This window comes from Salmonella sp. 741265116_PST (assembly GCF_046567715.1).
GTDB classification, from domain to species: Bacteria; Pseudomonadota; Gammaproteobacteria; order Enterobacterales; family Enterobacteriaceae; genus Salmonella; species Salmonella enterica.
This window is the reverse complement of record NZ_JBKFPH010000017.1, coordinates 50,960-73,430: the sequence shown is the minus strand read 5'-3', so window position 1 is coordinate 73,430 and position 22,471 is coordinate 50,960. Positions and strand designations below refer to the sequence as shown.

Annotated in this window: 19 protein-coding genes and 3 pseudogenes; 16 read left to right on the top strand and 6 right to left on the bottom strand. The window is 53.6% G+C overall.

The genetic code is table 11. The features are described 5' to 3' along the window. Positions 1–2 precede the first annotated feature (2 nt). The 14 genes and pseudogenes from murD (at position 3) to mutT (ending at position 16,716) form a co-directional block, all read left to right on the top strand. Positions 3–1,319: a UDP-N-acetylmuramoyl-L-alanine--D-glutamate ligase gene (gene murD, locus ACLD11_RS13710; RefSeq protein ID WP_411015008.1), complete on the top strand. Its 1,317-nt coding sequence runs from the start codon at positions 3–5 to the stop codon at positions 1,317–1,319. Then, entirely contained in the window at positions 1,319–2,563 is a 1,245-nt protein-coding gene (gene ftsW, locus ACLD11_RS13705) for a cell division protein FtsW (RefSeq protein WP_411015007.1), read from the top strand. Before murD ends, ftsW begins: the two co-directional genes overlap by 1 nt. Next, positions 2,560–3,627, top strand: coding sequence for an undecaprenyldiphospho-muramoylpentapeptide beta-N-acetylglucosaminyltransferase (gene murG / locus ACLD11_RS13700; protein WP_000016613.1), 1,068 nt, complete (start codon positions 2,560–2,562; stop codon positions 3,625–3,627). Before ftsW ends, murG begins: the two co-directional genes overlap by 4 nt. A 118-nt stretch (positions 3,628–3,745) precedes the next feature. Beyond that, positions 3,746–5,221 (top strand): UDP-N-acetylmuramate--L-alanine ligase, encoded by a 1,476-nt coding sequence (murC, locus tag ACLD11_RS13695; protein ID WP_411011794.1) that lies wholly within the window; start codon positions 3,746–3,748, stop codon positions 5,219–5,221. Continuing rightward, positions 5,214–6,134 carry a D-alanine--D-alanine ligase gene (locus ACLD11_RS13690; RefSeq protein WP_411011793.1) on the top strand — a complete coding sequence of 307 codons (921 nt, stop codon included), beginning with the start codon at positions 5,214–5,216 and terminating at the stop codon, positions 6,132–6,134. Before murC ends, ACLD11_RS13690 begins: the two co-directional genes overlap by 8 nt. 1 nt (position 6,135) lies before the next feature. Beyond that, a complete protein-coding gene (ftsQ, locus tag ACLD11_RS13685; RefSeq protein WP_000075728.1) occupies positions 6,136–6,966 on the top strand; it encodes a cell division protein FtsQ in 831 nt (276 codons plus the stop codon). Continuing rightward, positions 6,963–8,225 carry a cell division protein FtsA gene (gene ftsA / locus ACLD11_RS13680; protein WP_000588463.1) on the top strand — a complete coding sequence of 421 codons (1,263 nt, stop codon included), beginning with the start codon at positions 6,963–6,965 and terminating at the stop codon, positions 8,223–8,225. Before ftsQ ends, ftsA begins: the two co-directional genes overlap by 4 nt. Before the next feature lie 60 nt (positions 8,226–8,285). Continuing rightward, positions 8,286–9,437 (top strand): cell division protein FtsZ, encoded by a 1,152-nt coding sequence (ftsZ, locus tag ACLD11_RS13675; RefSeq protein WP_111753461.1) that lies wholly within the window; start codon positions 8,286–8,288, stop codon positions 9,435–9,437. 100 nt (positions 9,438–9,537) lie between these two features. Further along, complete coding sequence (gene lpxC / locus ACLD11_RS13670; protein WP_000595487.1) at positions 9,538–10,455, top strand: UDP-3-O-acyl-N-acetylglucosamine deacetylase; 918 nt, start codon at positions 9,538–9,540, stop codon at positions 10,453–10,455. A gap of 566 nt (positions 10,456–11,021) precedes the next feature. Further along, positions 11,022–12,332 (top strand): hypothetical protein, encoded by a 1,311-nt coding sequence (locus ACLD11_RS13665; protein WP_411015006.1) that lies wholly within the window; start codon positions 11,022–11,024, stop codon positions 12,330–12,332. Then, positions 12,333–12,510 (top strand): annotated as a pseudogene (locus ACLD11_RS13660) (3,4-dihydroxy-2-butanone-4-phosphate synthase); the annotation flags it as partial. Between the two features lie 394 nt (positions 12,511–12,904). Further along, positions 12,905–13,402 (top strand): secA regulator SecM, encoded by a 498-nt coding sequence (gene secM, locus ACLD11_RS13655; RefSeq protein ID WP_411011791.1) that lies wholly within the window; start codon positions 12,905–12,907, stop codon positions 13,400–13,402. Positions 13,403–13,463: 61 nt separating this feature from the next. Continuing rightward, complete coding sequence (gene secA / locus ACLD11_RS13650) at positions 13,464–16,169, top strand: preprotein translocase subunit SecA (protein ID WP_411011790.1); 2,706 nt, start codon at positions 13,464–13,466, stop codon at positions 16,167–16,169. A gap of 151 nt (positions 16,170–16,320) precedes the next feature. After that, entirely contained in the window at positions 16,321–16,716 is a 396-nt protein-coding gene (gene mutT / locus ACLD11_RS13645) for an 8-oxo-dGTP diphosphatase MutT (RefSeq protein ID WP_000736058.1), read from the top strand. Between the two features lie 33 nt (positions 16,717–16,749). On the opposite strand, the pseudogene ACLD11_RS13640 reads toward mutT, so the two are convergent. Beyond that, positions 16,750–16,890, bottom strand: a pseudogene (locus ACLD11_RS13640) (aldo/keto reductase); the annotation flags it as partial. Positions 16,891–16,931: 41 nt separating this feature from the next. Here ACLD11_RS13640 and ACLD11_RS13635 point away from each other — a divergent pair. Further along, positions 16,932–17,033: pseudogene (locus tag ACLD11_RS13635) on the top strand (LysR family transcriptional regulator); the annotation flags it as partial. Here ACLD11_RS13635 and yacG read toward each other — a convergent pair. From yacG to coaE, 3 genes are read right to left on the bottom strand one after another with little or no spacing between them, the layout of a single operon-like run. Beyond that, on the bottom strand, positions 17,030–17,221 hold the full coding sequence (gene yacG / locus ACLD11_RS13630) for a DNA gyrase inhibitor YacG (protein WP_001286419.1): 192 nt from the start codon (positions 17,219–17,221) through the stop codon (positions 17,030–17,032). The pseudogene ACLD11_RS13635 and the gene yacG sit on opposite strands and share 4 nt — an antisense overlap. A 9-nt stretch (positions 17,222–17,230) precedes the next feature. After that, complete coding sequence (gene zapD, locus ACLD11_RS13625) at positions 17,231–17,974, bottom strand: cell division protein ZapD (protein WP_000557441.1); 744 nt, start codon at positions 17,972–17,974, stop codon at positions 17,231–17,233. Next, positions 17,974–18,594 (bottom strand): dephospho-CoA kinase, encoded by a 621-nt coding sequence (coaE, locus tag ACLD11_RS13620; protein WP_001270913.1) that lies wholly within the window; start codon positions 18,592–18,594, stop codon positions 17,974–17,976. The genes zapD and coaE overlap by 1 nt, the downstream gene beginning before the upstream one ends. A gap of 225 nt (positions 18,595–18,819) precedes the next feature. On the opposite strand from coaE, the gene ACLD11_RS13615 reads away from it, so the two are divergent. After that, entirely contained in the window at positions 18,820–19,863 is a 1,044-nt protein-coding gene (locus ACLD11_RS13615) for a GMP reductase (protein ID WP_001217365.1), read from the top strand. A gap of 30 nt (positions 19,864–19,893) precedes the next feature. Here the strand turns inward: ACLD11_RS13615 and hofC are convergent, their stop codons facing one another. Both hofC and gspE read right to left on the bottom strand, forming a co-directional pair. Then, complete coding sequence (gene hofC / locus ACLD11_RS13610) at positions 19,894–21,096, bottom strand: protein transport protein HofC (protein WP_061380481.1); 1,203 nt, start codon at positions 21,094–21,096, stop codon at positions 19,894–19,896. After that, positions 21,086–22,471: a type II secretion system protein GspE gene (gspE, locus tag ACLD11_RS13605; RefSeq protein WP_411011789.1), complete on the bottom strand. Its 1,386-nt coding sequence runs from the start codon at positions 22,469–22,471 to the stop codon at positions 21,086–21,088. Before gspE ends, hofC begins: the two co-directional genes overlap by 11 nt.

Sequence of the window (22,471 nt, the reverse complement as noted above, 5' to 3'; positions counted from 1 at the left end):
TCATGGCTGATTACCAGGACAAAAACGTCGTCATTATTGGTCTGGGCTTAACCGGACTCTCTTGCGTGGACTTTTTCCTTGCCCGCGGCGTGACGCCGCGGGTGATGGATACTCGCGTGACGCCGCCGGGTCTGGATAAGCTGCCGCAAGAGGTTGAGCGTCACGTTGGCGGCCTGAACGACGAGTGGCTCTTAGCGGCGGATTTAATCGTCGCCAGCCCTGGTATTGCTCTGGCACATCCCTCTCTTAGCGCTGCCGCCAGCGCTGGAGTGGAAATTGTCGGCGATATCGAACTGTTTTGCCGCGAAGCGCAAGCGCCGATTGTGGCCATCACCGGCTCGAACGGCAAAAGCACCGTGACCACCTTAGTGGGCGAGATGGCGAAGGCGGCGGGCGCCAATGTCGGCGTTGGCGGCAATATCGGTCTTCCGGCGCTGATGCTGCTGGATGCCGATCGCGAATTGTACGTGCTGGAATTATCCAGTTTTCAACTGGAAACCACCTCAAGTTTGCAAGCGGCGGCGGCAACGGTGCTCAACGTCACTGAAGATCATATGGACCGGTATCCGTTTGGTTTGCAACAGTACCGGGCGGCGAAACTGCGCGTCTACGAGAAGGCGAAAGTGTGCGTAGTGAATGCCGATGACGCGTTGACGATGCCGGTACGCGGGGCCGATGAACGCTGCGTCAGCTTTGGCGTCAATATGGGTGATTATCACCTTAATCGTCAGCAGGGCGAAACCTGGCTGCGAGTCAAAGGCGAGAAGGTGCTGAACGTGAAAGAGATGAAGCTTTCCGGTCAGCATAACTATACCAATGCGTTAGCGGCGCTGGCGCTGGCGGACGCCGTAGGTTTGCCGCGCGCCAGCAGTTTGAAGGCGTTGACGACATTTACCGGTCTGGCGCATCGCTTCCAGCTGGCGTTGGAGCATAACGGCGTACGTTGGATCAACGACTCGAAAGCGACCAACGTCGGCAGTACCGAAGCGGCGCTAAACGGTTTGCATGTGGACGGTACGCTACATCTGCTGCTGGGCGGCGACGGTAAGTCGGCAGACTTTTCTCCGCTGGCGCGCTATCTGACCGGCGACCGTATCCGCCTGTATTGCTTTGGGCGCGACGGGGCGCAGCTTGCCGCACTGCGTCCGGAAATCGCCCAACAGACTGAGACGATGGAAGAGGCGATGCGTTTGCTGGCGCCGCGCGTTCAGCCGGGTGATATGGTGCTGTTGTCGCCCGCCTGCGCCAGCCTTGACCAGTTCAAGAACTTTGAGCAACGCGGTGACGTCTTTACCCGTTTAGCGAAGGAGTTGGGTTGATGCGCTTCTCTCTCCCTCGTCTGAAAATGCCGCGCGTACCGGGACTGGGTGTCCTGGCGTGGATCTTCGCGGCACTTAAAGGCTGGGTGATGGCTTCGCGTGATAAAGACGCCGACAGTCTGATCATGTATGACCGCACGCTGCTATGGCTGACTTTTGGTCTGGCAGCGATCGGTTTTGTGATGGTGACATCGGCATCGATGCCCGTAGGGCAACGCCTGGCAGGCGATCCCTTCCTGTTTGCTAAGCGTGATGCGCTCTATATCTTCCTGGCATTTTGTCTGGCGATGGTGACGCTGCGTTTGCCCATGACCTTCTGGCAAAAATACAGCACGACGATGCTGATTGCGTCGATCATTATGCTGCTTATCGTGCTGGTCGTCGGGAGCTCGGTTAACGGGGCGTCGCGCTGGATTGCGCTGGGGCCGCTGCGTATTCAGCCTGCGGAGTTTACCAAGCTGTCGCTGTTCTGCTACCTCGCGAACTATCTGGTGCGTAAGGTTGATGAGGTGCGAAATAACCTGCGCGGCTTTTTAAAACCAATGGGCGTGATTCTGGTGCTGGCGGTGTTACTGCTGGCGCAGCCTGATCTCGGGACGGTGGTCGTACTGTTTGTCACCACGCTGGCGATGCTGTTTCTCGCCGGGGCGAAATTATGGCAGTTCATCGCCATTATCGGGATGGGCATCTCGGCGGTGATTCTGTTAATCCTCGCCGAACCGTATCGTATTCGCCGCGTTACCTCGTTCTGGAACCCCTGGGAAGATCCGTTCGGCAGCGGTTATCAGCTAACACAGTCGCTGATGGCTTTTGGTCGCGGTGAGATATGGGGGCAAGGGCTGGGGAATTCGGTGCAGAAACTGGAGTATTTGCCGGAGGCGCACACCGATTTCATCTTCGCCATTATTGGGGAAGAACTGGGTTATATCGGTGTGGTATTGGCGCTTTTAATGGTATTCTTCGTCGCTTTTCGCGCGATGTCGATTGGCCGTAAAGCGCTGGAGATTGACCACCGTTTTTCCGGGTTTTTAGCGTGTTCTATCGGTATCTGGTTTAGTTTCCAGGCGCTGGTAAACGTTGGCGCGGCTGCGGGGATGCTGCCGACCAAAGGTCTTACGCTGCCGCTGATCAGTTATGGCGGGTCGAGTCTGTTGATTATGTCGACGGCCATTATGTTTTTATTACGTATTGATTATGAAACGCGTCTGGAAAAAGCGCAGGCGTTTACACGAGGTTCTCGATGAGTGGTCAACCGAAGCGGTTAATGGTGATGGCGGGCGGTACCGGCGGGCACGTGTTCCCGGGACTGGCCGTTGCGCATCATTTAATGGCCCAGGGCTGGCAGGTTCGCTGGCTGGGTACCGCCGATCGTATGGAAGCGGATTTAGTGCCGAAGCATGGCATCGACATTGACTTTATTCGGATCTCCGGTCTGCGCGGTAAAGGCGTAAAAGCGCTTCTGGCGGCGCCGCTGCGGATTTTTAACGCCTGGCGGCAGGCTCGGGCGATCATGAAGCGGTTTAAGCCGGATGTCGTGCTGGGAATGGGCGGTTATGTTTCCGGCCCCGGCGGTCTTGCCGCCTGGTCATTGGGTATTCCGGTCGTTTTGCATGAGCAAAACGGTATCGCCGGGCTGACCAATCAGTGGCTGGCCAAAATCGCGACCACGGTGATGCAGGCGTTTCCCGGTGCGTTTCCGAACGCGGAAGTGGTGGGTAACCCGGTGCGTACCGACGTACTGGCGTTGCCGTTGCCGCAGGTGCGTCTGGCCGGTCGTGACGGCCCGATTCGCGTGTTGGTGGTCGGCGGTTCTCAGGGGGCGCGAGTCCTGAACCAGACGATGCCGCAGGTTGCCGCCAGACTGGGCGATACGGTTACAATCTGGCATCAAAGCGGAAAAGGCGCGCAGCTCACGGTAGAGCAGGCATATGCCGGGGCGGGACAACCGCAGCATAAGGTGACGGAATTTATCGATGACATGGCCGCCGCCTATGCGTGGGCGGATGTGGTGGTGTGCCGTTCCGGCGCTTTAACGGTGAGCGAGATCGCCGCCGCCGGATTACCGGCGATATTCGTGCCGTTTCAGCATAAAGACAGGCAGCAGTACTGGAATGCACTGCCGTTAGAAAACGCCGGCGCAGCTAAGATTTTTGAGCAGCCGCAGTTTACTGTAGAGGCTGTCGCCGACACCCTGGCGGGGTGGTCGCGCGAGGCGTTGTTAACCATGGCGGAGCGTGCCCGCGCGGTATCCATTCCGGATGCTACCGAACGCGTCGCCAGTGAAGTCAGCCGGGTTGCCCGGACATAATTTGTGGCGGTGCCTTTTGCATCGCAGGGTTTTTCTACCCTCAATAATTTGGGTTGCAGGCAAGCCAACGCATCTGCAATTTGAAGTATGGCGGGTATTGGAGTTAATGGCGTAAAGAATGAATACACAACAACTGGCAAAACTGCGTTCCATCGTGCCCGAAATGCGTCGCGTTCGGCACATTCACTTTGTCGGCATCGGTGGTGCTGGTATGGGCGGTATTGCCGAAGTTCTGGCCAATGAAGGGTATCAGATCAGTGGTTCCGATTTAGCGCCGAATCCGGTGACCCAGCAGTTGACGAGCCTGGGGGCGACGATTTTCTTTAACCATCGTCCGGAAAATGTGCGTGATGCCAGCGTGGTCGTCGTTTCCAGCGCAATTTCCGCGGATAACCCGGAAATTGTCGCGGCGCATGAAGCGCGTATTCCGGTTATTCGCCGTGCGGAAATGCTGGCGGAACTGATGCGTTTTCGCCACGGCATCGCCATTGCCGGGACGCACGGAAAAACCACAACGACCGCGATGGTGTCCAGTATTTATGCCGAAGCGGGGTTGGACCCGACTTTTGTGAATGGCGGTCTGGTGAAAGCCGCAGGCGTTCATGCGCGTCTGGGCCATAGTCGTTACCTGATTGCCGAGGCAGATGAGAGCGACGCGTCCTTCCTGCATTTGCAGCCGATGGTCGCGATCGTCACCAACATCGAAGCCGACCATATGGATACCTATCATGGCGACTTTGAAAATTTAAAGCAGACGTTTATTAACTTCCTGCATAACCTGCCGTTCTACGGTCGCGCGGTAATGTGCATCGACGATCCGGTCATCCGCGAGTTGCTGCCGCGGGTGGGGCGTCAGACCACGACGTATGGCTTTAGCGAGGATGCTGACGTCCGCGTAGAAGATTATCAGCAGATAGGGCCGCAGGGGCACTTTACGCTGTTGCGCCAGGGAATGCCGGATCTGCATGTCACGTTGAATGCGCCGGGTCGCCACAATGCCCTGAATGCCGCGGCGGCAGTGGCGGTAGCGACCGAAGAAGGCATCGCCGATGACGCTATCCTGCGCGCGCTGGAAAGCTTCCAGGGGACCGGGCGTCGTTTTGACTTCCTCGGCGAGTTCCCGCTTGAGCCGGTGAATGGTAAAGCCGGGACGGCGATGCTGGTGGATGACTATGGCCATCATCCGACCGAAGTAGACGCCACCATTAAAGCTGCGCGAGCAGGGTGGCCGGATAAAAACCTGGTGATGCTGTTTCAGCCGCACCGTTACACGCGCACGCGCGATCTGTATGACGATTTCGCCAATGTGCTGACCCAGGTTGATGCGCTGCTGATGCTGGACGTTTACCCGGCGGGCGAAGCGCCGATTCCGGGCGCGGATAGCCGTTCTTTATGTCGCACGATTCGTAATCGGGGAAAAATTGACCCGATTCTGGTTTCCGATCCGGCTCAGGTTGCGACAATGTTAGCGCCGGTGCTGACGGGTAACGACTTGATATTAGTGCAAGGCGCAGGAAATGTTGGCAAAATTGCGCGTTACTTATCTGAAATCAAGCTGAAGCCGCAAATCCAGGAGGAAGAGCAACATGGCTGATAAAATCGCGGTCCTGTTGGGCGGAACCTCTGCGGAGCGGGACGTTTCGTTAAATTCCGGCGCGGCAGTGTTGGCCGGGTTACGTGAAGGCGGCATTGATGCGCATCCCGTCGATCCGCAAGAGGTCGATGTCGCGCAGCTTAAAGCAATGGGCTTTCAGAAGGCCTTTATTGCGTTGCATGGCCGCGGCGGTGAAGATGGCACCTTACAGGGAATGCTTGAACTGCTCGGCCTGCCTTATACCGGCAGTGGTGTGATGGCCTCGGCGCTTTCCATGGATAAACTGCGCAGTAAATTGCTGTGGCAGGGCGCAGGCTTACCGGTTGCGCCGTGGGTCGCGCTGACGCGCGCCGGGTTTGAAAAAGGCCTTAGCGAAGAACAAAAAGCGCGAATTTCGGCGCTGGGTTTACCGCTGATCGTCAAACCCAGCCGTGAAGGCTCCAGCGTCGGTATGACGAAAGTAGTAGAAGAAAACGCTTTACAGGGGGCGTTATCATTGGCTTTTCAGCATGATGACGAAATACTGATTGAGAAATGGCTGTGCGGTCCGGAATTTACGGTGGCGATAGTTGGCGAAGAAATTTTACCGTCAATTCGTATCCAACCGGCAGGAACCTTCTATGATTATGAGGCGAAGTATCTCTCTGATGAGACTCAGTATTTCTGCCCTGCCGGTTTAGACGCGTCCCAGGAAGCCGCGCTACAGTCTCTCGTCCTGCAGGCATGGAAAGCTTTAGGCTGCACGGGATGGGGGCGTATTGACGTCATGCTGGACAGCGATGGTCAGTTTTATCTGCTGGAAGCCAATACTTCTCCGGGGATGACCAGCCATAGTCTGGTGCCGATGGCGGCGCGTCAGGCGGGAATGAGCTTCTCGCAGTTAGTGGTACGAATTCTGGAGTTGGCGGACTGATATGTCGCAGGCTGCGCTGAACACGCGAAACAGTGATGAAGAGACGCCTTCTTCACGCCGTAACAATGGAACGCGTCTTGCAGGAATACTGTTCCTGCTGACGGTACTGTGCACCGTGTTTGTTAGCGGGTGGGTCGTGTTAGGGTGGATGGAAGATGCGCAGCGTTTACCGTTATCAAAGCTGGTATTAACCGGCGAGCGTCACTACACGCGTAACGATGATATCCGTCAGGCGATACTGGCTCTGGGCGCGCCGGGAACCTTCATGACGCAGGATGTGAACATTATCCAGAGCCAGATTGAGCGTTTGCCGTGGATTAAACAGGCCAGCGTCAGAAAACAGTGGCCTGATGAATTGAAGATTCATCTGGTTGAATATGTGCCGATTGCGCGTTGGAATGATCAACATATGGTCGATGCTGAAGGGAACACCTTCAGCGTGCCGTCAGACCGCATCGGCAAACAGGTTTTACCCATGTTGTATGGCCCGGAAGGCAGCGCGAGTGAAGTGTTGCAGGGATACCGCGAGATGGGGCAGGTGCTGGCTAAGGATAAATTCACTCTAAAGGAAGCGGCGATGACCGCACGTCGCTCCTGGCAATTGACGCTTAATAACGGCATTAAGCTCAATCTCGGCAGGGGCGATACGATGAAAAGGTTGGCTCGCTTTGTAGAACTCTATCCGGTTTTACAGCAGCAGGCGCAAACCGATGGCAAACGGATTAGCTACGTTGATTTGCGTTATGACTCAGGTGCGGCAGTTGGCTGGGCGCCGCTCCCCCCTGAGGAATCTAATCAGCAACAGAATCAGGCACAGGCAGAACAACAATGATCAAGGCGACGGACAGAAAACTGGTAGTAGGACTGGAGATTGGCACCGCGAAGGTTGCCGCTTTAGTAGGGGAAGTTCTGCCCGACGGTATGGTCAATATCATTGGCGTGGGCAGTTGCCCATCGCGGGGTATGGATAAAGGCGGGGTGAATGACCTTGAGTCAGTGGTGAAATGCGTTCAGCGCGCCATTGACCAGGCGGAATTGATGGCCGATTGCCAGATCTCCTCGGTATATCTGGCGCTTTCCGGCAAACATATTAGCTGTCAGAATGAAATTGGTATGGTACCCATTTCCGAAGAGGAAGTGACGCAGGAAGATGTGGAAAACGTCGTGCATACTGCGAAGTCAGTGCGCGTGCGCGATGAGCATCGCGTGCTGCATGTGATACCTCAGGAGTACGCCATTGACTACCAGGAAGGCATTAAAAATCCGGTCGGTCTTTCCGGCGTGCGTATGCAGGCGAAAGTACATTTGATTACCTGCCACAACGATATGGCAAAAAACATTGTCAAAGCTGTTGAACGTTGTGGTCTGAAAGTTGACCAACTGATATTTGCCGGACTGGCGGCCAGTTATTCCGTGTTAACGGAAGATGAACGTGAACTGGGCGTCTGTGTCGTGGATATCGGCGGTGGTACAATGGATATCGCCGTTTATACTGGCGGCGCGCTGCGTCATACCAAAGTGATCCCTTACGCGGGGAACGTGGTGACCAGCGATATCGCTTATGCCTTTGGTACGCCGCCGAGCGATGCTGAAGCCATTAAAGTCCGCCACGGTTGCGCGCTGGGTTCCATCGTCGGTAAAGACGAGAGCGTTGAAGTACCGAGCGTAGGCGGGCGTCCGCCGCGCAGCCTGCAACGTCAGACGCTGGCGGAAGTGATTGAGCCGCGTTACACCGAGCTGCTCAATCTGGTCAACGAAGAGATATTGCAATTACAGGAACAGCTTCGCCAACAAGGGGTAAAACATCACCTGGCGGCGGGGATTGTGTTAACCGGCGGCGCGGCGCAAATCGAAGGGCTTGCTGCTTGCGCTCAGCGCGTGTTTCATACGCAGGTGCGTATCGGCGCGCCGCTGAATATCACCGGTCTGACGGATTATGCCCAGGAGCCGTATTACTCAACGGCGGTGGGATTGCTTCACTACGGGAAAGAGTCCCACTTAAACGGTGAAGCAGAAGTGGAAAAACGTGTTACGGCATCAGTTGGCTCGTGGATCAAGCGACTTAATAGCTGGCTGCGAAAAGAGTTTTAATTTTTATGAGGCCGCCAGATATTACGGCCTCAGGCGACAGGCACATGACGGAGAGAGATTATGTTTGAACCTATGGAACTAACCAACGACGCGGTGATTAAAGTCATCGGCGTCGGTGGTGGCGGCGGTAACGCTGTTGAACACATGGTGCGCGAGCGCATCGAAGGTGTTGAATTCTTCGCGGTGAATACCGACGCTCAGGCGTTGCGTAAAACGGCGGTTGGCCAGACCATTCAAATTGGTAGCGGCATTACCAAAGGTCTGGGCGCCGGCGCTAACCCGGAAGTCGGTCGTAACGCGGCGGACGAAGACCGTGAAGCGCTGCGTGCGGCGCTTGAAGGCGCAGACATGGTATTTATCGCGGCAGGCATGGGCGGCGGTACCGGAACCGGCGCGGCGCCAGTGGTTGCTGAAGTGGCAAAAGATTTAGGTATTCTGACCGTTGCCGTGGTGACTAAGCCTTTCAATTTTGAAGGCAAAAAGCGCATGGCATTTGCGGAGCAGGGTATCACCGAGCTGTCCAGGCATGTGGACTCGTTGATCACCATCCCGAACGACAAGCTGCTGAAAGTGCTGGGCCGTGGTATCTCCCTGCTCGACGCGTTCGGCGCGGCTAACGACGTGCTGAAAGGCGCGGTTCAGGGTATCGCAGAGCTGATCACCCGCCCGGGCCTGATGAACGTCGACTTTGCTGACGTGCGTACCGTGATGTCTGAAATGGGCTACGCAATGATGGGCTCCGGCGTGGCGAGCGGTGAAGACCGTGCGGAAGAAGCGGCTGAAATGGCTATTTCCTCTCCGCTGCTGGAAGATATCGACCTGTCCGGCGCGCGCGGCGTGTTGGTCAACATTACGGCGGGCTTCGACCTGCGTCTGGATGAGTTTGAAACCGTCGGTAACACCATTCGCGCGTTTGCGTCGGATAATGCCACCGTGGTTATCGGTACCTCTCTGGACCCGGATATGAATGATGAACTGCGCGTGACGGTAGTGGCGACCGGTATTGGTATGGACAAACGTCCGGAAATCACTCTGGTCACCAATAAACAGGTGCAGCAGCCGGTGTTGGATCGTTATCAGCAGCACGGTATGGCGCCGCTGACGCAGGAGCAAAAAACGGTCGCGAAAGTGGTTAACGACAATACGCCACAGGCGGCGAAAGAGCCGGATTATCTGGATATCCCCGCATTCCTGCGTAAGCAAGCTGATTAAGAATTGGCTGGAATTTGGGATTCTGGGCTCTTTGTGCTAAACTGGCCCACCGAATGTATAGTACACTTCGGTTGGATAGGTAATTTGGCGAGATTATACGATGATCAAACAAAGGACACTTAAACGTATCGTTCAGGCGACTGGCGTCGGTTTACACACCGGCAAAAAAGTCACCCTGACATTACGCCCTGCGCCGGCCAATACCGGGGTCATCTATCGTCGCACCGACTTGAATCCACCGGTAGATTTCCCGGCCGATGCCAAATCTGTGCGTGATACCATGCTCTGTACGTGTCTGGTGAATGAGCATGATGTACGGATTTCAACCGTTGAGCACCTGAACGCTGCTCTGGCGGGCTTAGGTATCGATAACATCGTTATTGAGGTTAATGCCCCGGAAATCCCGATCATGGATGGCAGTGCCGCTCCGTTTGTCTACCTGCTGCTTGATGCCGGTATTGATGAACTGAACTGCGCCAAAAAATTCGTACGCATCAAAGAGACTGTTCGGGTTGAAGATGGCGATAAATGGGCTGAATTCAGACCGTACAATGGTTTTACGTTGGATTTCACCATCGACTTTAACCATCCGGCGATTGATTCCAGCAGCCAGCGCTACGCGATGAACTTTTCTGCGGATGCGTTCATGCGCCAGATCAGCCGTGCGCGTACCTTCGGTTTTATGCGTGATATCGAATATCTGCAGTCCCGCGGCCTGTGCCTGGGCGGCAGCTTCGATTGTGCCATCGTTGTTGACGATTATCGCGTATTGAACGAAGACGGCCTGCGTTTTGAAGATGAATTCGTTCGTCACAAAATGCTTGACGCGATCGGTGACTTGTTCATGTGTGGTCACAATATTATTGGTGCGTTTACCGCGTATAAATCCGGTCACGCATTGAATAACAAGTTGTTACAGGCAGTCCTGGCAAAACAGGAAGCCTGGGAATTTGTGACCTTCCAGGACGACGCAGAACTGCCGTTGGCTTTCAAAGCGCCTTCGACAGTACTGGCATAACGACATACGCTGTCGTATAAAATTCGACTGGTTAACCTGGCACTCTCTCCGGCCAGGCGAGCCAGTCGTTTTTTTTACTATCCTTTATCTGCGCTTCTCTTAATACGGCTATTTTAGCGTGGACTCCCGGCGAATTGATTTTTTCATAATAATTTCAGCAAATAATATTAGCGGCCTCTAACCACAACTCAGATGGCATCAGTTGATGTCAAAACCATGCTGAACCATTGAATAAAAAACAACATGTTATTATCTGTCGCGCAGTAACCTGACTGGCCAGTAATACTGTGAACTCAACGATATTCCCTTCACATCCTTCGCAAATGGCCAAAAAGTAACGTAAAAATTGAAAAACGGGCAAATAAACATGGCGGATATGCTCTGTCTCTCCGGATAAGAGCTGCTGCAGCAGAGAAAATCAGCCAGTGGCCAGACCGGTACAGGATGACCTGCAGCCATGGTTGGAAATGAGAACTATAATCAGGTAAATGCCTGGTAACTAAAAGGGGAAAGATATGGAATAATTTTTTATATAATAACTTCTCTAATAAAGGGGAGCACGCAGTATGATGATTTTCTCTCTAATATCTGCCGTAAACGATGGTGTGCTATTGCCTGCGCGCGCTCATTTTCCTTTAGGTGAGAATGATTTCGATTTCGTTGAGCCTGCTATTATTGGAGGCGATGAAGAACGAACAGTGCAATTTGGTATGTTTCTTAACCAGCTTAAACTTTATCCACATGAAACAGCAGATCCATTACGCGTTTCTATAAACGCGGTGACCCCATGCTGCGGTGAGAGTAATGCCTACCAATTGGTGCTATCTACAGGGCAGCTCCCTTTGTATGTCTCTGAGATTAGTGAATTGATGAAAGATTTTCTTTATCAACATGTCGTTGATGCCAATGGTTATGTAAAAATGACTTTCCCCGATATCGATATATGTAATGGGCTGAATTCGTTATGGAGAATGTTTGCTGAAGAAAATTCAAGCGGAACTTTAAAAACTGAAAAGGTTCTGTGTTCGCCTTGTATCATGCCTGTACCTGTACCTGTACCTGTACCTGTACCTGTGCCGGGAGAAATGAGTTCTCTTGAAGAAGAGAAAATGACGTTGAAGGATGTGAAGAATTTCAAGAAAATACAATCTGCCTTCAAGCATGAGTTGCACTCCATTCAGAAATCGTTAAACGTACTTAATAGCCATGAAGCTGTTGAGCGTTTTAAAGAGAATAAAACGCTCGAACTCTTGTTGCAAACGGGGATGCACACTGGGATTGGTGTCGCTGGTGGCGTGTTGGGCGCTGTCATCGGCACGGCAATCGCTCCCGGCTTGGGGACGCTCATCGGCGTGGGGATCGGCGCAGGATTAGCGTGGGCAGGTAAAAAGCTTTACGATTATGCCGCAGGCGTTGTAAGCAATAAAATAAATCCTAACCCGCATTTAAAAACCCAGGAAATTGACCGGAAAATAAAATCTGCCGAGAAAGGTACCATCTGGGAGTGTGGGGCAAAAATAAAGTCACTCGTTGTGGAACCCTCGCGGGCGGGCGGTATCCTCGTGGCTAGCCTTATCTCTTCAGTAATAAAAGGGGTCTCGTTACCTATTCATGATATAGCCACTGCTTGTCATGATTATGAAAGAGCAAGTGAAGGATTAACACCTGAAAAAGCGTCTAAGATTGAAGCCTTACTGGTAAAGTATCATAGCAAGCTGAATAAAGAATATAAACAGGTGCTCGAGTATCTCGAAGAGAATCCGACACCGGATAACCAGCGACGTAAAAATAAGATCCTTGAACGGGATGCAGTGATTTGCGAGCGATTAGCTGCTATCCGCGAAAGTATTAAGAACGCTGTGGAATCTCGACGTTAGAGTATTCATAAAGGCCACAGTGTAATGACGCTGGATGATGATAATCGTACCCACGAGGCGATATAATTTTCGCCGCTGAAATCATGACGGTTGAACAGATGACGCTAACCATCCGCCATGGTAGCGTCTATATCTGACCGAAGAACGTTGTAAACTGTTTGATCTGCCGATGATAGTGGGTAAACAACGCCAACGCTGTTTTTTTGGTCAAGGTCGCCTGGTGCCGGAAGACAATGTTTCTCTCTATACCCGCGCCTGTTTAGCAGGATTAAGAGCCTATCCCATTAGGGCTATTTTACTTGCCATTTTGGACCTGGGCAGTGCTCAAAATCCTCACGTACTACGTGTACGCTCCGGTTTTTGCGCGCTGTCCGTGTCCAAACTGGCTGCGCCAATAACGCCTGGTGGGATAGGCTCTAAATCGAAATACGGCGCGTTCGCTGTTTTCTTAGCCATTTTTTATCTTTGTTTCTCGTCATTACTGCTGTAGCGCGTACGCTTTAATGATAAGATTTATGCGCAAATTGTTTTGATTCCGTAAGCCCACAAGGGGCATATCAGGTGGCAATGACGTGAGTGGAATACTGACGCGCTGGCGACAGTTAGGCAGACGATACTTCTGGCCGCATCTCTTATTAGGGATGGTCGCGGCGAGTTTTGGTTTGCCCGCGCTCAGTAACGCCGCCGAAACCAATACGCCTGCAAGGACGACCGCCAGCACCGCGTCTAAAGTTAACTTTAGCCATCTTGCGCTGTTAGAAGCCTCTAACCGTCGTCCCAATTTCACCGTAGATTACTGGCATCAGCACGCTATTCGCACGGTGATTCGCCACCTTTCTTTTGCAATGGCACCGCAAACGCTGCCCGTTGCCGACGCGCCGTCGCCATTACAGGCGCATCATATCGCCTTACTGAATACGCTCAACGCGATGCTCACGCAGGAGGGCACGCCGCCGGCGATTGTTCGCCACCTCTCCCGGGCGTATTTTGCGCCACAAACCGCATTTAGCATCCCGGCCTGGATAAGTCAGGCGCAGGGTATCCGCGCCGGTCCTCAACGTCTCAGCTAACGAAAAAAGACCCTTTCACTTTATTTGTAGCTCCGCGGCGCGGGGCATTTGAGACTTTATTATGCTAATCAAATTATTAACCAAAGTATTCGGTAGCCGTAACGATCGTACGCTACGTCGTATGCGTAAGGCCGTCAGCCTTATTAATGCGATGGAACCGGAGATGGAAAAACTCTCCGATGACGAACTGAAAGCGAAAACCAACGAATTTCGCGCCCGTATTGAAAAAGGTGAAGGCGTAGAGAGCCTGATTCCGGAAGCGTTCGCGGTGGTGCGTGAAGCCAGTAAACGCGTCTTTGGGATGCGTCACTTCGACGTTCAGCTATTGGGGGGTATGGTGCTCAACGATCGCTGTATCGCCGAAATGCGTACTGGTGAAGGTAAAACGCTGACTGCAACGCTGCCAGCCTACCTGAACGCGCTGTCCGGCAAAGGCGTTCATGTGGTAACCGTGAACGACTATCTGGCGCAGCGTGACGCCGAAAACAACCGCCCGCTGTTTGAATTCCTCGGCATGACCGTGGGTATCAACATGTCTGGCCTGCCTGCGCCCGCCAAGCGTGAAGCCTACAATGCCGATATTACTTACGGCACTAACAACGAATACGGTTTTGACTACCTGCGCGACAACATGGCGTTCAGCCCGGAAGAGCGCGTACAGCGTAAACTGCATTATGCGCTGGTGGATGAAGTCGACTCCATCCTGATCGATGAAGCGCGTACGCCGCTGATTATTTCCGGTCCGGCGGAAGATAGCTCGGAAATGTACAAAAAAGTGAACAAAATCATTCCGCACCTGATTCGTCAGGAGAAAGAAGATTCTGACACTTTCCAGGGCGAAGGCCACTTCTCCGTTGATGAGAAAGCGCGCCAGGTTAACCTGACCGAACGCGGTCTGGTGCTGATTGAAGAGCTACTGGTGCAAGAAGGCATTATGGATGAAGGCGAGTCGCTCTACTCGCCTGGCAATATTATGCTGATGCATCACGTCACCGCCGCGCTGCGCGCGCACGCGCTGTTTACCCGTGACGTGGATTACATTGTGAAAGACGGCGAAGTCATCATTGTTGATGAACATACCGGTCGTACCATGCAGGGGCGTCGCTGGTCTGACGGTCTGCACCAGGCGGTAGAAGCCAAAGAAGGCGTTGAAATTCAGAATGAAAACCAGACGCTGGCGTCTATCACCTTCCAGAACTACTTCCGTCTGTATGAAAAGCTGGCCGGTATGACCGGTACGGCGGATACTGAAGCCTTCGAATTTAGCTCTATCTATAAGCTGGATACCGTCGTTGTTCCGACCAACCGTCCGATGATCCGTAAAGATTTGCCGGATCTGGTCTACATGACCGAAGCGGAAAAAATCCAGGCCATTATCGAAGATATTAAAGAGCGTACCGCGAACGGTCAGCCAGTGCTGGTCGGGACGATTTCTATCGAGAAATCTGAAGTGGTCTCCAGAGAGCTGACCAAAGCGGGCATCAAACATAACGTACTGAACGCAAAATTCCACGCCAACGAAGCAGGCATCGTTGCGCAGGCTGGTTATCCAGCGGCGGTCACTATCGCTACCAACATGGCGGGTCGTGGTACCGATATTATGCTGGGCGGTAGCTGGCAGGCGGAAGTCGCCGCGCTGGAAGCGCCGACGGAAGAACAGATTGCGCAGATTAAAGCGGACTGGCAGGTACGCCATGACGCGGTTCTGGCTGCCGGCGGTCTGCATATTATTGGCACCGAGCGCCATGAATCCCGCCGTATCGACAACCAGTTACGTGGCCGTTCCGGTCGCCAGGGCGATCCGGGTTCTTCCCGTTTCTACCTGTCGATGGAAGATGCGCTGATGCGTATTTTCGCCTCCGATCGTGTCTCCGGTATGATGCGTAAACTGGGGATGAAGCCGGGCGAAGCGATTGAGCACCCGTGGGTGACGAAAGCTATCGCTAACGCGCAGCGTAAAGTAGAAAGCCGTAACTTCGATATTCGTAAGCAACTGCTGGAATATGATGATGTGGCGAACGATCAGCGCCGTGCAATTTATACCCAGCGTAACGAACTGCTGGATGTGTCCGACGTGAGCGACACCATTAACAGCATTCGCGAAGATGTCTTTAAGGCGACTATCGACGCCTACATTCCGCCGCAGTCGCTGGAAGAGATGTGGGACATCCCGGGTTTGCAGGAACGCCTGAAAAACGACTTCGACCTGGAGCTGCCGATTGCCGAATGGCTGGATAAAGAGCCGGAGCTGCATGAGGAGACGCTGCGTGAGCGCATCCTGGCGCAGTCCATCGAGGTGTATCAGCGTAAAGAAGAGGTGGTTGGCGCTGAAATGATGCGTCATTTCGAAAAAGGCGTGATGCTGCAAACGCTCGATTCCCTGTGGAAAGAGCACCTGGCGGCGATGGATTACCTGCGTCAGGGTATTCATCTGCGCGGCTATGCGCAAAAAGATCCGAAGCAGGAATACAAGCGCGAATCCTTCGCTATGTTCGCCGCGATGCTGGAATCGCTGAAATATGAAGTGATCAGTACCCTGAGCAAAGTCCAGGTACGTATGCCGGAAGAGGTCGAAGCGATGGAAATGCAGCGTCGCGAAGAGGCGGAGCGCCTGGCGCAGATGCAGCAGCTAAGCCATCAGGATGACGATGCCGCCGTGGCTGCCGATCTGGCCGCCCAGACAGGCGAACGTAAGATTGGACGTAACGATCCTTGCCCTTGTGGTTCCGGTAAGAAATACAAACAGTGTCACGGTCGCCTGAGCTAATGCGATAAACTTACCGGCCTGATAAGACATAATGTGTTGCCATCAGGTCGGTGCTGGCATTATTGCCGAAGGGCGCTACGCTTATTCGGCCTGACATTGAACACAGATAAAAAGGCGCAGGCGACTGCGCTTTTTTTATGGATGCAACAAGATGAAAAAACTGCAAATCGCGGTTGGGATTATCCGCAACCCGAACGACGAAATTTTTATTACCCGACGCGCCGCGGATGCGCATATGGCGAACAAACTGGAATTTCCCGGCGGAAAAATTGAAGCCGACGAAACACCAGAGCAGGCGTTGATCCGGGAGCTACAGGAAGAGGTGGGGATTACGCCAACACAGGTGACATTATTCGACACTCTGGAATATCAATTCCCGGACCGACACATTACGCTGTGGTTTTGGCTGGTTGAACGCTGGGAGGGCGAACCGTGGGGGAAAGAAGGACAGCCGGGACGGTGGATCGCGCAGAACGCGTTGAATACGGACGATTTTCCGCCGGCCAATGAACCGATTATTCGTAAATTACGCCAATTTGCGCCTTAGTGGGGGATCGCAACACGATCCCCATCGATCTTATTAGCGATTTAATGTCGACATAATTTCCGGCCAGTAGCGGGGGCCGGCCGCGGCGTCGTGAGGAAAAACCGCCTCAATTGCCGCCAGCTCTTGCGGGCTTAGGGTCAGTGATAACGCGCCAGTGTTTTCTGGCGCAGTGGCGGCTACGTTTCTGTTATAGCCTAATCTCGCCGGTTGATTGGTATTATCCCGGCCGCGCGCATATGGCGCCAAAACTACGCGTATTTATTGATTATTTTTGTCATAAGGCGATATTGCCGTCTCAACAGAGCTATCACCGTTAGCGCTCTTCGCTCCAGTCGTCGCTATCAGACTGGTCGCCGCTGCTGGCGATTCGTTTCTCTTCGGCGGCCCATTCGCCCAAATCAATTAACTGACAGCGTTTAGAACAAAATGGGCGGAAGGGGCTAATTTCCCCCCAGACGACCGGTTTACCGCAGGTCGGACAGTTTACGACGGTCACGTCAGACATTTTTACTCCTTAGCAACAGGCCAGTTCAAAATCAAGACGCTCCGGCACCAGACCATTTTCACTATCCAGCGGCATAAAGCGAATGGCAAAACGGCTCTTATGGCCGGAAATTTGCGGATAAAGTTGTGAATCGAGCGTCAGCATAAGACGCAGCAAATCGGCGTCGTCCCCGTTATCCTGATAAAAACCGTTCAGGCTGGTTTGCTTACGGAAAGGCGCTGAATTTCGGATCAGATCAAGTACCAAAGTCAGCGCCTGGGTGAGGGGATTCAGGCTGGCAAGCCAGCTTTCAATCTGGGCGTCGCGCTGCGCCTGTTGTAGGTGCAACCAGATATGCAGAGTGGGTAAATCGAAACTGCAACAGCCGCCAGGAATACTTAAGCGTTGACGCACAAGGGCAATCAAGCGATCTTCGCGTAGCTGCTGGCCAATCCTCGGGGCGGAGATCAGCACGCTGCCCGCGGATTTTAACTGCTGGCGCAGGGCTTCAATACGGTCTTGATCGACGCCGGGAACCTCAACCCAGGCCTGTAATTTACGCTGCTGGCGCTCCAGTTCTTTCAGCAGTTCGGTACGGACTTCGCCCCGTTCGAACACATCCAGTAGATCGCTGATGTTACGGAAAAAATGCAGTGCGCCAGCATGGTCTGCAATTGGCAGGTTGATGGAGAGCTGTTGGATCAAAAACTCTATGCGCAGCCACGTACGCATCTTCTCATTGAGAGGGTGTTCAAATAGGACCTGGGTGTGCATTACGGTTTTTCCTGTGAGACAAACTGCGACGCGAGCTTAAGATAACTGGCGTGCAGGCGGGCCACATCTGATGCGATGGCATCCGGTGCGCCGTTATTATCAATAACATCGTCCGCCACGGCAAGGCGCGCTTCACGCGTCGCCTGCGCAGCGAGAATGTGTTCAACATGCTCGCGCGTAACATCATCACGCTGCATTGTGCGTATGAGCTGCGTTTCGGGCGTCACGTCAACCACCAGTACGCGGTTAGCTTTTTGATACAGCCTGTTTTCAACCAGCAGAGGCACAACCCATAACACATAGGGCGACGTAGCCTGTTGAAACTGTCGTTGGGTTTCCTGCTGAATTAAGGGATGAAGCAGAGCGTTAAGCCAGGCTTTTTCTTCCGGATGCGAAAAAATACGCTCACGCAGCGCCCGGCGACGTAACGTGCCGTCGGCGGCGATAAGTTCAGAACCAAAATGTTCCGCTATTGCGTTCAGGGCGGGCTGCCCTGGCTCAACCATCTGGCGCGCGATAATATCCGCGTCGATGACGGTTATTCCGAGGTCAGCGAAGGCATCAGCGACGGTACTTTTACCGCTGCCAATACCGCCGGTTAAGGCTACGGTATACCTCATATCTCCAGCTTCCGGAATTTTAATTTGCCAATCAAAAGGTTAAATTTTAAATATACAAAGACGATACGCTCTGAGCATTAACCTACTATTCGCCAGGTAAATTTATGGGATTGTAACGTAAAAAAAGAGAATTTCGCAGTCTTGTACGGCCATGATTAGTGCGTATGATAACGTCACTGGAGTTGTGAGTTTCGATTTTTCGCCATTAACCCCAGGAATCCGCACATGCGTATTGAAGAAGATCTGAAGTTAGGTTTCAAAGACGTTCTTATCCGTCCTAAGCGTTCTACCCTCAAAAGCCGTTCCGATGTTGAACTGGAACGTCAATTCACCTTTAAACACTCAGGTCAGACCTGGTCTGGCGTACCGATTATCGCGGCCAATATGGATACCGTCGGGACGTTTGAAATGGCGCAAGCATTGGCCGGGTTTGATATTCTGACTGCTGTACATAAACATTATACCGTTGAAGAGTGGGCAGCTTTTATCAACACGGCTTCGGCTGATGTTCTCAAGCATGTGATGGTTTCCACCGGGACCTCTGATGCTGATTTCGAAAAGACCGTGCAGATTCTGGCGCTGAATCCTGCGCTGAACTTTGTCTGTATTGATGTGGCCAATGGCTATTCAGAACATTTTGTGCAGTTCGTCGCGAAAGCGCGTGAAGCATGGCCGACAAAAACAATCTGCGCAGGCAATGTGGTAACGGGCGAGATGTGCGAAGAGCTTATCCTCTCCGGCGCCGATATTGTGAAAGTGGGAATTGGTCCCGGTTCCGTATGCACGACGCGTGTAAAAACCGGCGTCGGTTATCCGCAACTGTCGGCGGTTATCGAATGTGCTGACGCGGCGCATGGCCTGGGCGGCATGATCGTCAGCGATGGCGGCTGCACCATGCCAGGCGACGTAGCAAAAGCCTTTGGCGGCGGCGCGGATTTCGTTATGTTGGGCGGCATGCTGGCGGGTCACGAAGAGAGCGGCGGCAGCGTGGTAGAAGAGAACGGCGAGAAATTTATGCTGTTTTACGGCATGAGTTCGGAATCTGCGATGAACCGTCATGTCGGCGGCGTCGCGAAATACCGCGCGGCAGAAGGTAAAACGGTTAAATTGCCGCTGCGTGGGCCGGTGGGCAATACCGCCCGCGATATCCTGGGCGGTCTACGCTCAGCCTGCACCTATGTCGGCGCGTCTCGCCTGAAAGAGCTGACCAAACGCACCACCTTTATTCGGGTGCAGGAACAAGAAAACCGCATTTTCAATAGCCTCTAATATTCTGGCTGGCGTAAATGTGCGCCAGCCTTATCCCATCCCGCTCATCGCGTCTCCCAGATGAAAAATCGGCAAATACATCGCCACCACCAGCGTACCGATAATTAAGCCGGTGATGATCAATAACGCCGGTTCCAACAGCGACGCCAGATTATCGGCCAGCGCCAGCGTAGTTTCACTGTGGTGACGGGCAAGGTTATGCAGCATGATATCGAGTGAGCCGGACGCTTCGCCCGTTCTGACCAGTTGCAGGCATAGCGGACTAAATTCCTGGGTATTTTTTAGCGCCAACCAGACCGGATTGCCCGCGGCGATCTCCTGATGTACCTGCGTTAAACGCTGTGACCAGTAAGGGCAGCCGAGACTCTCGATAGCGCTTTCCAGTCCCTGAAGAAAAGGAATTCCTGCGCTTTGGGTCAATGCCAGTACGGTGAATATTTGCGCTAGTTTCTGGCCTCTTATCAGGCGACCCATAACGGGAAGCCGTAGCAGAAGACGCTGTCGCTGCGCTTGCCAGGACGGCTTTTGTTTTACCCTGCGGTGAGCGATAGCAACGAGCATCGTCAGGAACAAGATGAGCCAACCCCATGCCGACCCCCATTGCGCTATCGCGATAATACCACGCGTCAGAAGAGGGAGCGGGGTATTAAAGCTACGGTAAATGGCGGCAAATTCCGGCAGAACAAAGTGCAGCATGGCGAAAACGACCAGGGCGGCCATTGTCAGAATAATGGCGGGATAGCGCAGCGCCTTTTTCACGCTAACCGTAATCTGCCGTTGTGCTTTTTGCTGACGGGCCAGTTCAAAGCAGCATTCGGCCAGTTTGCCGGTCAGTTCTCCGGTGCGGATCATCGTCTGGTAGAGCGGCGGAAATACCTGCGGCCAGGAGACTAATGCGCTGGAAAAAGGGACGCCCTGTTCAAGCTCGTGAGCCAGCGTGCGCAACAGCGCTTGCCATTGTCGGTGTGGATGCTGTTTCGCAAGGAGTTCCAGCCCTTCAGAAAGCGTTAGTCCGGCATGAATGAGCGTGGCCAACTGATGAATAATTTCAGCGCTTTGCTCTTCTTTCCACAGTGCGGCGTTAACGCCCATGCGCTTGATGCGAAGCGGCATAATGCGCTGATGTTGCAGGGTGATGATCAGCGCCAGACGATTGTCCGCCCATACAACGTCTTGTTCCAGTTGACCTTTATCGTTAACGCCTTGCCAGCGCCAGAGTTGTTTAACGCTCATGGGGCATTCCCAGAACGCGCAGTATCTCTTCAAAGGACGTCATGCCTTGCTCAACGGCGCGACAGCCATTTTCAAAAAGCGTCCCTGTACCGGTCTGTTGGAGGTGGGCTTCCAGTGCTTGCGCCGATGCGCCGCTCGCAATTAACTGACGTAATGCCGGGGTAACGGTTAACACTTCGAATAACGCGGTTCGGCCATAAAAGCCGTGGTAGCAATGCTGACAGCCGCTTGCCTGCCAGCGCGGTAGCGCGCTGGGCCAAAGATTGGGCGATAGCACCACGGGATCGCTCAGACGCTGTTTGCAGTGCGGGCAAAGCTTCCTTACCAGGCGTTGCGCTACCACCAGCGTAAGCGCCGATGAGATCATCCAGCGTGCTACGCCCATTTGCTGCAAACGTATCAGGGTTTCACTGGTGGAGTTCGTATGGAGCGTTGAAAGTACCAGATGGCCCGTTTGTGCCGCCTTAATGGCGATTTCTGCGGTGTCGCCGTCACGAATTTCACCTACCATGATGATGTCAGGATCCTGGCGTAAAAGCGCGCGCAGCACATTTTGAAAGGTGAGCCCGGCGCGGGGATGGATCTGCGTCTGGTTAATCCCATCCAGTGGAATTTCTATCGGATCCTCAACGCTACAGAGGTTGATACCCGGCGTATTCCGGGTTTGTAGCGCGCTGTATAGCGTGACCGTTTTTCCGCTACCGGTGGGGCCAGTCACCAGTACCAGCCCCTGAGGTTGCTGTAGGGCTTGTCTAAAAGCGGTAAGTTGTGCCCCGTACATGCCCAGCGTGTCCAGATCCAGCGTTTGTTCAACCTGATGCAACAACCGTAAGACGACTTTTTCGCCCTCCTTACAGGGAAGCGTGGCGATACGAAAAGAGATGCTGTCGCCCGCCAGGTCAACGGTAAATTGCCCGTCCTGCGGCAGCCGATGTTCAGCGATGTCCAAATTTCCCAGGACTTTCAATCTGGCCGTCAGCGCAAGCCCCGTCTCTTTGGCGATGTCCTGCAGAATATGAAGAACACCGTCGATGCGGAGCCTTATCCGGTAGCGGCCGGCGCCTGGTTCGAGATGGATATCAGAGGCGCGTTTCGCCATCGCCGAGCGTAATGTCTGATTGAGAAGCTGGGCCGCGGTTTCTCCGCCTTTCGCGGCGTTTGTCGAGGGAGCCTGATCCGGCTTATGCCGATGATTTTCCATTTGCTGGCGAGTCCAGCACACAATATCAATCTGTTTTTGCGTGGCGAAATGCAGAGCGTCCAGTAACGCATGAGAGGGCGCGTCGACCACCGCAACAGTGATACTGTTGCTGGCGCTATTGATCAGTACAGCCTGATGACGTTGACATAAGGTGTTGAGCTGAGCGTCTTTCAT

Bases quoted from the DNA above. Each gene is read 5' to 3' on its own strand.
- ftsA (WP_000588463.1), top strand. From the start codon at position 6,963: ATGATCAAGGCGACGGACAGAAAACTGGTAGTAGGACTGGAGATTGGC.
- murG (WP_000016613.1), top strand. From the start codon at position 2,560: ATGAGTGGTCAACCGAAGCGGTTAATGGTGATGGCGGGCGGTACCGGC.
- ftsQ (WP_000075728.1), top strand. From the start codon at position 6,136: ATGTCGCAGGCTGCGCTGAACACGCGAAACAGTGATGAAGAGACGCCT.
- zapD (WP_000557441.1), bottom strand. From the start codon at position 17,974: ATGCACACCCAGGTCCTATTTGAACACCCTCTCAATGAGAAGATGCGT.
- lpxC (WP_000595487.1), top strand. From the start codon at position 9,538: ATGATCAAACAAAGGACACTTAAACGTATCGTTCAGGCGACTGGCGTC.
- ftsW (WP_411015007.1), top strand. From the start codon at position 1,319: ATGCGCTTCTCTCTCCCTCGTCTGAAAATGCCGCGCGTACCGGGACTG.
- murD (WP_411015008.1), top strand. From the start codon at position 3: ATGGCTGATTACCAGGACAAAAACGTCGTCATTATTGGTCTGGGCTTA.
- mutT (WP_000736058.1), top strand. From the start codon at position 16,321: ATGAAAAAACTGCAAATCGCGGTTGGGATTATCCGCAACCCGAACGAC.
- ACLD11_RS13665 (WP_411015006.1), top strand. From the start codon at position 11,022: ATGATGATTTTCTCTCTAATATCTGCCGTAAACGATGGTGTGCTATTG.
- hofC (WP_061380481.1), bottom strand. From the start codon at position 21,096: ATGAGCGTTAAACAACTCTGGCGCTGGCAAGGCGTTAACGATAAAGGT.
- murC (WP_411011794.1), top strand. From the start codon at position 3,746: ATGAATACACAACAACTGGCAAAACTGCGTTCCATCGTGCCCGAAATG.
- ACLD11_RS13615 (WP_001217365.1), top strand. From the start codon at position 18,820: ATGCGTATTGAAGAAGATCTGAAGTTAGGTTTCAAAGACGTTCTTATC.
- yacG (WP_001286419.1), bottom strand. From the start codon at position 17,221: ATGTCTGACGTGACCGTCGTAAACTGTCCGACCTGCGGTAAACCGGTC.
- coaE (WP_001270913.1), bottom strand. From the start codon at position 18,594: ATGAGGTATACCGTAGCCTTAACCGGCGGTATTGGCAGCGGTAAAAGT.
- secA (WP_411011790.1), top strand. From the start codon at position 13,464: ATGCTAATCAAATTATTAACCAAAGTATTCGGTAGCCGTAACGATCGT.
- ftsZ (WP_111753461.1), top strand. From the start codon at position 8,286: ATGTTTGAACCTATGGAACTAACCAACGACGCGGTGATTAAAGTCATC.
- gspE (WP_411011789.1), bottom strand. From the start codon at position 22,471: ATGAAAGACGCTCAGCTCAACACCTTATGTCAACGTCATCAGGCTGTA.
- ACLD11_RS13690 (WP_411011793.1), top strand. From the start codon at position 5,214: ATGGCTGATAAAATCGCGGTCCTGTTGGGCGGAACCTCTGCGGAGCGG.